The 12,840-nt window shown below is 71.3% G+C and carries 14 protein-coding genes; 6 read left to right on the top strand and 8 right to left on the bottom strand.

What is annotated here, in order from left to right; all coding sequences use genetic code 11:
- Positions 1-24 precede the first annotated feature (24 nt).
- Both AB0F91_RS07995 and AB0F91_RS07990 read right to left on the bottom strand, forming a co-directional pair.
- Positions 25-1,197, bottom strand: coding sequence for a glycoside hydrolase family 64 protein (locus AB0F91_RS07995; protein WP_360595796.1), 1,173 nt, complete (start codon positions 1,195-1,197; stop codon positions 25-27).
- Positions 1,198-1,343: 146 nt separating this feature from the next.
- A complete protein-coding gene (locus AB0F91_RS07990; RefSeq protein ID WP_360595794.1) occupies positions 1,344-1,862 on the bottom strand; it encodes a lytic polysaccharide monooxygenase auxiliary activity family 9 protein in 519 nt (172 codons plus the stop codon).
- 262 nt (positions 1,863-2,124) lie between these two features.
- On the opposite strand from AB0F91_RS07990, the gene AB0F91_RS07985 reads away from it, so the two are divergent.
- Both AB0F91_RS07985 and AB0F91_RS07980 read left to right on the top strand, forming a co-directional pair.
- Positions 2,125-2,547, top strand: a complete 423-nt coding sequence (locus AB0F91_RS07985; protein WP_360595792.1) for a hypothetical protein — start codon at positions 2,125-2,127, stop codon at positions 2,545-2,547.
- A gap of 106 nt (positions 2,548-2,653) precedes the next feature.
- Positions 2,654-2,947, top strand: coding sequence for a hypothetical protein (locus AB0F91_RS07980; protein ID WP_360595791.1), 294 nt, complete (start codon positions 2,654-2,656; stop codon positions 2,945-2,947).
- Positions 2,948-3,003: 56 nt separating this feature from the next.
- Here the strand turns inward: AB0F91_RS07980 and AB0F91_RS07975 are convergent, their stop codons facing one another.
- Both AB0F91_RS07975 and AB0F91_RS07970 read right to left on the bottom strand, forming a co-directional pair.
- Positions 3,004-6,852 (bottom strand): ABC transporter ATP-binding protein, encoded by a 3,849-nt coding sequence (locus tag AB0F91_RS07975; RefSeq protein WP_360595790.1) that lies wholly within the window; start codon positions 6,850-6,852, stop codon positions 3,004-3,006.
- Positions 6,849-7,298 (bottom strand): MarR family winged helix-turn-helix transcriptional regulator, encoded by a 450-nt coding sequence (locus tag AB0F91_RS07970; RefSeq protein ID WP_360595788.1) that lies wholly within the window; start codon positions 7,296-7,298, stop codon positions 6,849-6,851. The genes AB0F91_RS07975 and AB0F91_RS07970 overlap by 4 nt, the downstream gene beginning before the upstream one ends.
- A 152-nt stretch (positions 7,299-7,450) precedes the next feature.
- Between AB0F91_RS07970 and AB0F91_RS07965 the strand changes: the two genes are divergently transcribed.
- Entirely contained in the window at positions 7,451-8,965 is a 1,515-nt protein-coding gene (locus AB0F91_RS07965; protein ID WP_360595786.1) for a long-chain fatty acid--CoA ligase, read from the top strand.
- 662 nt (positions 8,966-9,627) lie between these two features.
- On the opposite strand, the gene AB0F91_RS07960 is transcribed toward AB0F91_RS07965, so the two are convergent.
- The 3 genes from AB0F91_RS07960 to AB0F91_RS07950 all read right to left on the bottom strand — a co-directional run bounded on the left by AB0F91_RS07960 (position 9,628) and on the right by AB0F91_RS07950 (position 10,675).
- Positions 9,628-9,837 carry a hypothetical protein gene (locus AB0F91_RS07960; RefSeq protein WP_360595785.1) on the bottom strand — a complete coding sequence of 70 codons (210 nt, stop codon included), beginning with the start codon at positions 9,835-9,837 and terminating at the stop codon, positions 9,628-9,630.
- Positions 9,834-9,968 (bottom strand): hypothetical protein, encoded by a 135-nt coding sequence (locus AB0F91_RS07955; protein ID WP_360595784.1) that lies wholly within the window; start codon positions 9,966-9,968, stop codon positions 9,834-9,836. Before AB0F91_RS07955 ends, AB0F91_RS07960 begins: the two co-directional genes overlap by 4 nt.
- 134 nt (positions 9,969-10,102) lie before the next feature.
- A complete protein-coding gene (locus AB0F91_RS07950; RefSeq protein ID WP_360595783.1) occupies positions 10,103-10,675 on the bottom strand; it encodes an ABATE domain-containing protein in 573 nt (190 codons plus the stop codon).
- Between the two features lie 316 nt (positions 10,676-10,991).
- On the opposite strand from AB0F91_RS07950, the gene AB0F91_RS07945 reads away from it, so the two are divergent.
- The gene (locus tag AB0F91_RS07945) at positions 10,992-11,438 is read left to right on the top strand and encodes a hypothetical protein (RefSeq protein ID WP_360595782.1); all 447 of its coding nucleotides are present in this window, start codon (positions 10,992-10,994) and stop codon (positions 11,436-11,438) included.
- Positions 11,439-11,448: 10 nt separating this feature from the next.
- On the opposite strand, the gene AB0F91_RS07940 is transcribed toward AB0F91_RS07945, so the two are convergent.
- The gene (locus tag AB0F91_RS07940; protein WP_360595781.1) at positions 11,449-11,700 is read right to left on the bottom strand and encodes a hypothetical protein; all 252 of its coding nucleotides are present in this window, start codon (positions 11,698-11,700) and stop codon (positions 11,449-11,451) included.
- A 212-nt stretch (positions 11,701-11,912) separates the two neighbouring features.
- Here AB0F91_RS07940 and AB0F91_RS07935 point away from each other — a divergent pair, with 212 nt between their 5' ends.
- The gene (locus tag AB0F91_RS07935) at positions 11,913-12,500 is read left to right on the top strand and encodes a hypothetical protein (RefSeq protein ID WP_360595780.1); all 588 of its coding nucleotides are present in this window, start codon (positions 11,913-11,915) and stop codon (positions 12,498-12,500) included.
- A 4-nt stretch (positions 12,501-12,504) separates the two neighbouring features.
- Positions 12,505-12,717 carry a hypothetical protein gene (locus AB0F91_RS07930; protein ID WP_360595778.1) on the top strand — a complete coding sequence of 71 codons (213 nt, stop codon included), beginning with the start codon at positions 12,505-12,507 and terminating at the stop codon, positions 12,715-12,717.
- Positions 12,718-12,840 lie beyond the last annotated feature (123 nt).

Here is a 12,840-nt window from a genome sequence, read left to right as displayed (position 1 = left end):
CATACAGTACATTTCGGCGGCGCGTCAGCGGAGCGCGTTGATCGTGATGGTGAGCGTGTCCGGGTCACCGGCCTGCACGGCGCCGCTGAAGTCCGGGCCGGGGGAGACGTCGTCGTACGGGAAGGCGTAGCCGCGGTTGTCCGGCAAGCGGCTGTGGACGATGCGGGCGTAGTGGTTGGTCTTGGCCGCGGCGTAGAACTTCGCGGGGTCTTCGCCGTCCGGCTGGTTCGGGTTGTCGAGCAGCGTCGTGCGGTTCAGTGCGGCCGCCAGCCGGGGGACGATGGCTTTGCGCGCGGCGCTGTCGCCGTCCTTCAGTTCGAACGGGCCGCTGTTGCAGCTCCACACATCGGAGGTGACCGGTTTGGCGAAGCGCTCGCCGTTGGTGAACGCCAGTACGCCGTCGCCGCCGACGCGGCCGGTGAACTTGCCCAGGCCCGGGATCTGCGAGTCGACGGTGAGGTCGGTGCCCGCGTACTTCTGCCAGACGGAGTCGAGGTAGCCGTCGAGGTAACCCGTGAACCGGTCGGCGCGGTGCTGCGCGGACAACGCGCGCAGCGGGCGGCCGTCGACGCCCGCGTCCACGAGCTCGGCCCACGCGCCGCCCTGGGCCTTGAGCGCGGCGCAGATCGGGTCGAGCGAGCGGGCGGGCAGCCCGGGCACGGTCTGGTCGCCCGAGCCCGTCGTCCGCAGGTGCAGGCCCATCGGGATCGCGACGAAGTCGACGTAGCTGATGTTGGCGAACAGCACCGCGTCGTTGAAGGTGAACTCGCAGAACGACCAGTCGCGGCCGTGGTTCGGGTCCGCAGTGTTCGCGAAGCTCGGGTGCACCAGAGCGGGGCCGGGGTTGACGAAGAAGTCGAGCTTCGCGTCGGTCACCACGTAGATCCGCGCGCCCGCCATCTTCGGCACGCTCACCTGGGACAGCGATTTCACCGGGATGGCGCAGTCCTCGGCGAGCGGCGTCTGGTCCGCCGAGGGTGACGGCGGGTGGTACGGCGTGCCATCGGCCTTGAGGATCACCACCCTGCCGTCCGGCGCGATTCCCGTGATGTAGGCGTAAATTTCGCCGGCGCCGGAGCGATCGTCGAACGCGACCTTCACCGTGTCGGGTGTCGCGCCGGAAGCGATTCCGGTGCCCCACAGGGGAAAAGTCGCCGCCGCGGCGGACGCGCCGAGGAAAGCTCGCCGGGAAATCAAGGAAACCGCCTCCTGGGGTTCGCGGGCACGCCGACCACACTCCGGACCGTGGTTCGGCGAAACCGGGGACACGCCGGGGAAATCCTCGGCGAAGGGTGGTGCGGACCGGCGGGGCCTGCTCGCTCGTCGGGCCCCGCCGGCCCCGTTCAGCCGACCTGGAGGTCGATGCAGGAGTAGAACGCGTTGGCGGTGTCCGCGATGTTCCACACGGCGAGCACGGTCTGGTGGCCGGTGTGGCCGCTCAGGTCCACCTGGTGCGTCACGGTTTCCGGCGGTTGCTGGTTGTGGCCGTCGAAGCTCGCGACCTTCTCGTCGCCGATGAAGTACTCGTAGCTCGCGGTGCTGTGGCGCGCGGTGAAGGTCCACGTGAACGTGACTGTTTTCCCGACCGAAGCGGCCTGCCACGGCTTGGAGTTGTCGTTGAGCTCGGCGAACTGCGCGAGCCCGCCGTTGCAGCTGTGCAGGCCCTTCGGCCCCTCCACGCTCTGCGGTTCGTACTCGATCTCACCGCAGTCGACCACGCCCTGCGCGCACTGCGCCTGACGGCTGGCGGGGGAGTTGACGTACCCGTGGGCGCTCGCGATGCCGGCGGGGCTGACCAGGACGAGCACCGGCGCGAGCACGGCGCCCGCGAGTCCCGCGAGGATCTTCCGGTTCGCTTTCATACCAGCTCCTTCGGGGAATGCTCGCTGCCCCGCCGCGGGTACGGCGAAACGGCGCACTGGCGTGCCGCCGGGGGAGGTGCGCGAGCGAAGGGTGAGATTCTGGTCTGGACCATAGCCCGACGCGTGTCCTTGGTCAACAACTGGCAAAGGGACGCCGGGAGTTGGCGAGCGGCCAACCGAGGCTCGGCGGTCAGCGCATCGAAGTGCCGGCTTCCCGCGCCGCGTCGAGGAACGTGCGCACGGCGGGGGCGGTCCCGTCGGCGTGGTAGGCGACACCGATGCCGCGCTGTGGCCGGGGGCCTCGGATCGGCCGGTAGACCACGCCGGCGCGGGTGAGGCGAGCTTCGTCGTGGTCGGCATCGGCCTGCTCATCCGCCTGCGCGTGCCCGAGTCACCGGTGTTCGCCGAGCTGAAGGAGGCTCGGGCCCGCACCAAGGTGCCAGCCCTCACGATGATCAAGGCGATGCCCAAGCGGCTGCTGCTGGTGATGGTCGCCAACGGCGTGCTGGCGTTCAACATCTATCTGGTACAGACCTATTCGCTCAGCTACCTGGCGGGCAAGGGCGTGGCCAAGAGCAGCGCGCTCGTGGCGGTGCTGGTCGGCTGCGCGGTCGGGGCGGCGGTGATTCCCGTGCTGGGCAAGGCTTCCGACCGATCCGGGCGCCGGCCGGTTACCTCGCGGTGAGCGCTTTCTGCGCACTGGTGCCGTTCCCCTTCTTCTGGCTGCTGGACACCCGCAACGTCGGTTTGATCGTGCTCGCTTTCGCTCTCGCACTCGCGGTTGCCTGGCGATGTTCGGTGCGCAGGCCGCGTTCTACGCCGAGCTGTTCCCCGCGCAGTACCGCTTCAGCGGTTTCGCGCTGGGCCGCGAGATCCCCGGCGCGGTGCTCTCCGGTCCGGCCCCGGTGATCTGCGTCGGCCTCGTGACGCTCGGCGCCGGTTCCCCGAGCCTTGTGGCGGTCGCGATGATCGTGGTCGCCGTCGCGGGCCTGCTCGCGGTGCTCGCCCTGCCCGAGACCCGCGGCACCGACCTGGCACCCATGGTCGATCCCTTTCCCGCGGTGACCGAGCGCGCCGGCGCCTGACCCCCGTTCCGGGCCGGCTGCCGCCACCGGTCCGGAACGGGTTCCACCCCACGCGGCTACGAACGCTGCCCCGACAGAAGCTCGAACGCCTCCCACATCCTGGCGTAGCGGCCGCCGCGGGCGAGCAGTTCGTCGTGGCTGCCGGCCTCGGCGACGCGGCCGCGGTCGAGCACCACGATGCGGTCGGCAGACTGCGCGGTCTGCAGCCGGTGGGCGATCACGATGGTCGTGCGCCCGGCCGACAGCGTCCGCATGGCCTCGGCGACGCGGGCTTCGGCGGCGAGGTCGAGGTTCGACGTGGCCTCGTCGAGCAGCAGGATCGCCGGGTCCACGAGCTGCGCGCGGGCCAGCGCGAGGAGCTGACGCTGCCCGGCCGAGAGCGAGCGGCCGCGTTCGCTGATCTCGTGCAGGTAGCCACCGGGCAGCGTCGCCACGAACTCGTGCGCCCCGACGGCCCGCGCGGCCGCCTCCACCTCGGCGTCGGTGGCGTCGGCGCGGCCGTAGGCGATGTTGTCGCGCACGGTGCCGGTGAACAGGAACGCCTCCTGCGGTACGTAGCCGAGCGCGCGGCGGTAGGCGGCGAGGTCGAGCGAGCGCAGGTCGTGGCCGTCGACGCGGACGCTGCCCGTGTCGGGGTCGTAGAAGCGCGCGAGCAGCTTGACCAGCGTCGACTTGCCCGCGCCTGTCTCGCCGACCAGCGCCACGGTCTCGCCGGCCGCGATCGTCAGGTCGACCTCGCGCAGCGCCTCCGGCGGCTTCGCCACGGCCTGCGAGCCGGCGACCAGCCGCGGGTCGGCGGGGCCGCGGAGTTCCCCCGTGGCCGGCGCCGGCGCCGACGGGTACGCGAAGCGCACGCCGTCGAAGGCGATCTCCCCGCGCAGCCGGCCGGGGTCGATGGCCTGCACAGCGGGCGGGGTGAGCGTCTCCAGCCGCATCAGGTCGGAGATCCGGCTCACCGACACGCGTGTCTGCAGCCACGAGTCGAACACCTGCGAGAGCTGCTGGATGGGGGAGAAGAACAGGTCGATGTAGAGGATGAACGCGATCAGCGCGCCTGGCGTGAGGCGGCCGGAGTAGATCATCCCGGCGCCGACGCCGAGCACGATCGCGTCGGCTCCCGCCGAGAGGAACTGCACGAACGGGAAGTACGTGGCGGCCAGCCGCTGCGCGGAGTAGCGGGAGTCGAGGTAGTCGCGCCCGAGCCGGCGGAACCGGCGGATCGTCTCGTTCTCGTGGGCGAACGCCTGTGACTCGCGCACGCCGGAGAGGCTCTCCTGGAAGTCGGCGTTCACGATCGCCACGCGGTCGCGCGCCACGTCGTACAGCTTCGCGGCGCGCCGGCGGAAGATCACCGTGCCGATGGCCAGCGGCACCACCACCGACAGCGTGCACAGGCCCAGGATCGGGTTGACCACGACCAGCGTCACGCCGACTCCGGCGAACGTCACGAACGCGACCAGCGCCGAGAGCAGCCCGTTCTGGATCAGCGACTCGAACTGGTCGACGTCGGTGGTCATCCGCGTCATGATCCGGCCGCCCATCTCGCGCTCGTAGTAGTCGAGCGAAAGGCGTTGCAGCTGCGCCCAGATCCGGATCCGCAGCGACAGCATCACGCGCTGCGCGGTCCGGCCGGTCACGAACGTCTGCGCCACCTCGTCGAGGAGCGCGATCAGCGTGATCAGCAGGAACAGCCCGGCGGCGCCGAAGAGCACGGCCTGCGAGCCCTGCAGCACGCCGTCGTCGATGCCGCTCTTCACGAACACCGGCCCGATCACCGACGCGACGGCGTCGATCACCACGAGCAGCAGCCCGAACAGCAGCGGACGGCGGAACTCGCGCAGCAGCGTGCGCAGGGAGAACGTGCGCTCCTGGCGGGCTTCCGCGGCGAGGTCGACCTTCGCGAAGTCCCGCACGGGTTTCAGCTCGTCGACGCGGGCGAGCAGCTGCGGAGTCGGCGGGAGCGCCGCGCGCCAGCCGCTGCCCCCGGCCGAGCCGCCGAGGCCGGCGCCGATGCCGGGAGCGCCGGTGGTGCGGGCCGCGACCCGGCTGCCGTTGCCGTTCTGTCCGTTTCCGGTGTGCCCGTTGCGTTCCCCGCGCCAGGCCGACGCCGTGGTGCCCGCGATGGTGAGGGCCTCGATGCGGTCGGCGGCGCCGGCGCTGCGTTCGGCGGCTTCCTCCTCGAGCCCGGTGAGCAGCGTGCGGTAGAGGGCGCTGCGCTCGAGCAGCTCTTCGTGAGTGCCCTGGCCGGCGACCACGCCGCCGTCGAGCACCACCACACGGTCGGCCAGGTGCAGCGTCGAACGGCGGTGGGCGACGAGCAGCGTGGTGCGCCCGGCCAGCACCGTGCGCAGCGACGCGTTGATCGACTCCTCGGTGTTGGCGTCGACGGCGCTGGTGGCGTCGTCGAGCACGAGCACGCGGGGGTCGGTGAGGATCGCGCGGGCCAGGGCCACCCGCTGGCGTTGCCCGCCCGAAAGCGAGAGCCCGCGCTCGCCGACCACGGTCTCGTAACCCTGCGGCAGCGCCCGGATGAAGGCGTCGGCCTCGGCGACCTCGGCGGCGGCGAGGATCTCGTCGTCGGTGGCGCCCGGTTTGCCGTAGGCGATGTTGGCGCGGATGGTGTCGGAGAACAGGAAACTCTCCTCGAACACCACGCCGACCTGCTCACGCAGGGAGCGCAGCCGCACCGTGCGCAGGTCGTGCCCGTCGAGCAGCACGGCCCCGGACTCCGGATCGTGGAAGCGGGAGACGAGGGTGGTCGCGGTGGTCTTGCCGCTGCCGCTCGGGCCGATCAGCGCCACGCGCTCGCCGGCGGCGATGTGCAGGTCGAAGCCCCGCAGCACCGGCGCGTCGGGGGAGTATCCGAAGTGGACATTCTCGAACCTGAGCTCACCTCGGGCCGGGGGCAGGTCCACGGCGTCGGGCGCGTCGGCGATGGCAGTTTCCAGGTCGATCAGCTGGAAGATCCGCTCGACCCCCGCACGGGCCTGCTGGCTGATCGCGAGCACGCCGGCGAGCTGGCGCGCGGGGGCCATCAGCTGGCCGACGTAGGTGGAGAAGGCGAGGAACGTGCCGAGGCTGAGTCCGTGGTGCAGCGCGAGCCAGCCGCCGAGCACGAGGATCGCCACCTGCCCGAGCGCCGGGATCGCCTGCAGCAGCGGCTGGTAGCGCGACTGCAGCCGCACGGCCCGCAGCTGCATGCCGTAGAGGTCGCCGGCCGTATCGGCCAGCCGGTTGAGCTCCCGGCCCTCCTGACCGAACGCCTTGACCACGCGCACGCCGTTGACGTCCTCGTCGACGATCTGCACCACGTCGCCCTCGCGCTGCTGCGCGGCCCAGGTGGCGGGGAAGATCCGCCGGCGCATCCGGTAGGACACCATGAGCAGCAGCGGCACCACGACCAGGCTCACGAGCGCCAGCAGCGGCGACAGGACCAGCATCACGCCGAGGGAGAGCAGGACCAGCAGGATGTTGCCGCTCATGATGGGCAACAGGCTGAGCAGGCCCTGCACGAGCGCGGAGTCGGACGTCGCGCGTGACACGAGCTGGCCCGTGGGCATGCGGTCCAGGTTCGCGAAGTCCATGCGCTGCAGGTGGGCCTGGATGTCGTTGCGCAGGTCGTACTGCACGGCCAGCGCGACGCGGCCGCCGTGGTAGCGCCGCTGGTAGGCGAACACGAATGCGGCCGCGGCGACCACGAGCAGCGCGATCAGCCACGGCCACAGCGACGCCGAGCGGCTGAGGACCACCCCGTCGACGATCTGGCGTTCCAGCAGCGGCACCACGGTCTGGCAGGCGCTGCCGAGCACGGCGGCGCCGAACGCGATCAGCAGTTCGCGGCGGTGGTGCAGGACGTAGCCGCCGAGGCGGCGCAACCAGCGGGACTTCTCTTCGGATTCGCTCACCGGTTTCCGGCCATCCGCTCCGCCATGACCTCGTCGATCGCGCCGCCGAGCAGACCCAGCGACTGGAGCACCACGTCGCCGTCGGGCGTGCGGGCGACCAGTGCGAGGAGCCCCTTGATCATCTCGGCCTCGGTGGTGGCGAGCAGCCGTTCGCCTTCCGGCGTCAGGGAAAGCGCGGTGGCGCGGTGGTCGGCGTCGACGTCGCCGCGGACCAGGAGACCGCGTTTCGTGAGCGCGTCGACCGCGGCGCTGATCGCCGGACGGCCGAGCGCGAGCCGCCGGGCCACGCGGGAGGCGCGCTCGTCGCCCGAGGCGACGGCGGACAGCACGCGGTAGTGGGCGAGGTTGAGCTCTCCCGACGAGCGCTCCAGCAGCCGCGAGACGCGGGCCAGTGCGCGCACTGCGCTCGTCGCGGTCTGCTCGCGGGATTCTCCGGGGGACGGCATGATCTCGACTGTAACCCCTGTTTGTTCGATCGTCGAACTAGTGGGCCGTAGTGAACCGAACAGGATTCGGTAGCCTGGTCTCGACCGGACTGGGTCGACAACGAAGTTTCCTGTCCGCGCCCAACACGGGTAGAACGAGGTTCGGAGGTAGCGTGAGCTTCAACCTGGCCACGATCCTGCGGGAGTCCGCTCTCGCCAAGCCGGAAAAGGACTTTCTGCGTTTTCCGGGTGGAATCCACTCTTACGCCGCGGTGGACGAGGCGTCCGGCCGGGTCGCGACGGCGTTGCGCGCGCGGGGTTTCGCGCCGGGCGACAAGATCGCCGTGCAGCTGGCCAACGTCCCCGAGTTCGTGTTCGCGTACTTCGGGATCCTCAAGGCCGGCCTCACGATGGTGCCGTTGAACCCACTGCTCAAGGCCGCCGAGATCGCCTACCACCTGGCCGATTCCGACTCGCGGCTGCTCATCGCCGACCCGGGGCTGGCCGGCGAGGTGGCGAAGGCGCTCGCCGAGGTGCCGGAGGTGGCCGCGGTCGTCGTGGGCGGGACGGCCGGGTGGCCCGCCGGCGCGGTCGAGTTCGCCGACCTGCTCGACGCCGAGGACGACGGCGACCTGTACCCGGGCGCAGCCGACGACACCGCCGTGCTGCTGTACACGAGCGGCACCACCGGGCGTCCCAAAGGTGCTGAGCTGTCGCATTTCTCGCTGTACATGACGTGCACGATCGGCGGCCAGACGTTCGGCACGGAGCCCGAGGACGTGGTGCTCGCGGTGCTGCCGTTCTTCCACGTCTACGGCCTGTCCAGCATTCTCAACTCCGCCGCCCGCCACACGCGCACGGTGTCGGTGGTCCGGCGGTTCGAGCCGGCGGCGGTGCTGGAGGCCATCGAGCGCGACCGCGTGACGATCATGGCCGGCGTGCCCACGATGTACCACGCGCTGGCCGTCGCCGACAGCTCCGCGTACGACACGAGCAGCCTGCGCATCGGCAGCTCCGGCGGCGCCGCGATCCCGGAACAGGTGCTGCTGGCGTTCGAGGAGAAGTACGGCATCCCGGTCCTGGAGGGCTACGGATTGTCCGAATCCGCGTCGACGACCACGGTGAACCCGGGCGCAGCGAACCGCAAGGTGCTCTCCATCGGCAAGCCGATCTGGGGTGTGCAACTGCGCATCGTCGACGCACAGGACCACCCGCTGCCGCCCGGCGCCGATCACGTCGGTGAGATCGTGCTGCGCGGGCACAACATCACGAAGGGCTACTACAAGCGGCCCGCCGAAACCGCCGAAGCCTTCCGGGGTGGGTGGTTCCACACCGGGGACCTGGGTTACGTCGACGAGGACGGGTTCGTCTTCGTCGTGGACCGCAAGAAGGACCTCGTGATCCGGGGCGGGTACAACGTGTACCCGCGTGAGGTGGAGGAACTCCTCTACCGGCACCCGGCCGTCGCGGAGGCCGCGGTGATCGGGGAGCCGGACGAGCGGCTGGGCGAGGAGATCGTCGCCGTGGTCTCCCTGAAAGCGGGTGCGTCGGCGGAGCCGGAGGAAATCGTGGCGTGGGCGAAGGAACGCATCGCCGCGTACAAGTACCCGCGCCGGGTGCGGATCGTCGACGAGCTGCCGAAGGGGCCGACGGGGAAGATCACGAAGCTGCCGTTGCGGGGGCATTGACCGTCCACTGTGGCCGGACGGCTCGGCCGGCTCGGTCGAACGTGAAGTCGTATGCCTGGAAGTCCGCGTGAGCGAAAGCGTCAGCGTCGCACGGCGTGCCGCGGGGCCGAAGATCCGGGCGTAGAGCTTCGGCACGCTTGAGGCTGCGACCGTCGTGCGGGTGCCGTCGTCCTCGACGATGAGCGTGCCCGTGCCGCCGAGGCCGAGGTGGACGGCGCGGACGCGGAAGTCCAGGCGCAGCCGCGCGGACGGGCCCGCGGTGAAGGACTCGACGCGCTCCAGGTGGCGTCGAGGGCGAAGGTGTCGGAGGCGACGGCGGCGGGGAAGTACAGCGTGCGGGGCTGGCCGGCGGTGGCTGGTCGCCGGTGATGTCGAGGGGCGCATTGGCCGGGCCGAGGCAGGTCTCCGGCGTGGAGGCTCGCACCGGAGTCCGGTCGGGGACGTCGGTGGGCGGCGGCAGGGGACCGGCGCCGGCGTGCCTGCGCGCCCTGCCGCCCGCGAAAGCCGGTACCGCACCCACCGCGGTTCGGGGCTCGTGCGGAACGCCCACGGCAACCAGTACTGGCCGGCCTCCTGCCTCGTCGACACCTCGGGCCGGATCCGCGGCTCACACTTCGGCGAAGGTGCCTACGCGGACACCGAACAGCAGATCCGCGGCCTCCTCATCGAGGCAAACCCGTCCGCGTGCGGGTCGGCCCGCGCCCGCGAAGCCGCGCGAACGGCCGTTCCAGCAGTGTGCCGACCCGCCGCGAGAGCAGGCCCGGCCCGAGCAGGGCGAGGACCGCGATCCCGGCGTCGCGCAACAAGTCCTGCGGCAGGCGGAACGCGCTGAGCACGAGTGAGCCGGACAGTGTCGCCAGGCCGAAACTCACCACGAACCGGCCCCCAGGCGCACCGGCCGGTGCGACCCGGCTGTGAGGACCACAGGCGGCACCGGCAGCACGCACGGCGAAATGCTCGTGACCGTGCCCGCGAGCAGACCGGCGACCAGCGGGGTGAGCATGGGTTCTCCCCGGGGCGAATTGCCTGTAGCCCAGCGGTTGTTCGCAACCCTTCAGTGGGGTTATTACTTGAGTCACCAAAAAGGCCGGTGAAGGCGGAGTGGCTTCACCGGCCTGGTCGTGCCGGGGGAGTGGGTCAGCCGGCCTGCCGCGACGGGGACAGGGGCGGGTTGCCGCGCTGGCGCGCCCGGTAGGCGGCGGCTTTCATCTTGTTTCCGCAGGTCGCCATGGCGCACCACTCGCGCCGTGACCCGCGGGAGCGGTCGAGGTAGACCTGGGTGCACTCGGGACGGCCGCACTCCTTGAGCAGGTCGGCGTCCGGTCCGCCGAGGATCTCCACGGCCTCGCGGGCCACCGACGACAGTGCCTGCGCGGGCGTCGCCTCGAGCCGGCGACCCTCCGGCGCCAGCTGGGGCACGGTCGAGGGGTGCGCCGCGAACTCGTTGACCACGTCCATCGCCCGCAGGTCGGGCTCGTGGTGGGTCAGCCGCGCCGCGACCAGCGCGTAGATCGCCTCACGCAGCTCGATCGCGGCGGTCACGTCCTGCGGCCGGCTCCCCGGGTCGGTGTCGGCGACTCCCGACTCGCGGAACCACGCGTCGAGGTTGCGCGGTGAGCCGAGCTTCTCCAGGGGGTCGGCGTTGCGCCGGGTGCGCAGGGTCCCGACGAAGTCGAGTGCCGGGTTCCCGCAGGGGAAGGCGTGTTCCATTGCACCATTCTGGCAGGTGACGAAAAGGAACGCAAACAATCGCTAACCGGTAAAATTAATTTAACTGGAATGAGTGGGATAAATAAGTAACCGCATGACCGGTGACGAATACGCGTGCGAGAGTTTCGACATCGCCGCCGCGGCCCTGCGGAAACCGCGGTTCCAGGCCCCCGTCCGGAAAGGCCTCGCCTTCGAGAGATCCGACTGTCTCGCTGCTGCTCGTCCTGCGGAACCTGCTCGCCGTGCTGGGCGCGCTCACCGGCACCCGGATGCCCGGCTTCGGGCCGGGGGATTCGTCACCCGGGCGCTGACCGGTATGGCCGCCGTCGTCGAGCAGCTCGGCGACGACCTGGGCAACACCCGTCTCGAGCTGCCCAGCGCCAACACGCCGTACGCGGTGCTCAACCGCTGCCTCGGCGCCACGGCCTACTGGGCCGGTGAGGTCGTCTCCGGCCGCGCCGCCCACCGCGACCGCGACTGCGACCGCGACGCCGAGTTCACCGCCGCCGGCCCGGTCGCGCCGCTGCTCGACCGCGTGCGCAAGACCGTGCGGCAGCTCACGAAAGATGTGCCCCGCACGCGACCGTGCCCGCCGCGCCGGGCGGCCTCGGCGACCCGCTCGACGCCGGCGACGCGCTGCTGCAGTGCGCCGACCTCGTCCAGCACCACGGCCAGGTCGAAATCCTGCGCGACGTCCTGCTCGCGCAAGCCCCTATCCCCGCCTGACCCCCGAAGTTCTGTCGTGAAAGGACAGTTGTCATGACGGAAACCACCTACACCGCGGTCGTCACCGCCACCGGCGAGGGCTGCAACGGCGGGCGGGCCACCGCCGCCGACGGTTCGCTCGACGTCACCCTCGCGATCCCGAAGGAACTCGGCGGCATCGGCGGTGCGACCAGCCCCGAGCAGCTGCTCTGCGCCGGCTGGGCCTCGTGCTTCCTCGGCGTGGTGAAGATCGTTGCGGCGCAGGAGAAGGTGGCGCAGGAGAAGGTGGAGCTCGCCGACCTCGCCGTGGCCGCCGACATCACCCTGCACAACGAGTCGGCCGACTACCGGCTCAGCGCCGCCCTGCACCCCGAAGTGTCCGCGGTGGACCAGGCGGCCCGCCGAGGAGCTGGGCCACGCCGCGCACCGGATCTGCCCCTACTCGAAGGCGACCCCGGCAACGTCGAAGTCACCGTGGACCCACTGTCGCGACCGTCGCCTGAGGACGCACCCGGCCGACGAGGAGCACACCGTGATCTCCCGACGGGTGTTCGGGAAGGCCGCGGGGGCGGTCGTCGCCTCGCTCCCCGCCTGCTCCGTGGACGCTTCGGCCGCCCCGGCCGCGGCCTCCGGGTCGGCCCCGGTCCGCCCCGTGCGCACCGACCTGCTCGACCTCGCCTACCACGAGGCCGGCCCGGCCGGCCGCGACGTGGTGCTGCTCGGCCCCGGCCGGCCGTACAGCCCGCACGTCTACGCCGAGATCGCGCCCGCGCTGGCGCGCCGCGGTTTCCGCGTGCTGGTGCCGTACCTGCGCGGTCGCGGCGCCACCCGTTTCCGTGACGCCACGACGATGCGCCGGTCAGCAGGCGGCGCTCGGCGCCGATCTGATCGCGTTCCTCGACGCGCTCGGCGTCGAAGCGCGGTGTTCGGCGGTTACGACTGCGGGCACGCCGTCGCCGCGGCGCCGTGGCCGCGGCAGTGCCGTGCGCTGGTGTCGGTGAACAGCTACCTGATTCAGAACCTGGGACCCGGACGCGGCCGGCACCGAATCGGCGCACTGGTACTTCTACTTCTTCTTGACCGAGCGCGGCCGCACAGCGCTGACGCGTTCGCGGCGTGACCTGGTGGAACCCATGTGGTGCCGCGACGCGCCCCGGTGGCGCTTCACGAGTGCCGACCTCGACATCGCGGCCGCGGCGATGGACAATCCGGACTACGTGGACGTCGTCATCCACAACTACCGCGTGCGCCAGGGCGCGGCGCCGGGCGATCCTCGCTACGCCGGCCTCGAGGCGCGGCTGCCAGCGCGCAGCCACCGATCACGGTGCCGGCGGTGAGGCTCGGCGGGCTCGCCGACGGCAGCTTCCCGGCGACCGACCGCACGGCTCGGCGAACCACTTCACCGGCCCGCGCGTGCACCACCGCGTGCCCGGCGCGGGGCACAACCTGCCTCCGGAGAA

It is taken from the genome of Amycolatopsis sp. NPDC023774 (genome assembly GCF_040639695.1).
GTDB lineage: Bacteria > Actinomycetota > Actinomycetes > Mycobacteriales > Pseudonocardiaceae > Amycolatopsis.
The sequence above is the reverse complement of the archived record's forward strand: the minus strand, read 5'-3'. Positions and strand labels throughout refer to the sequence as shown.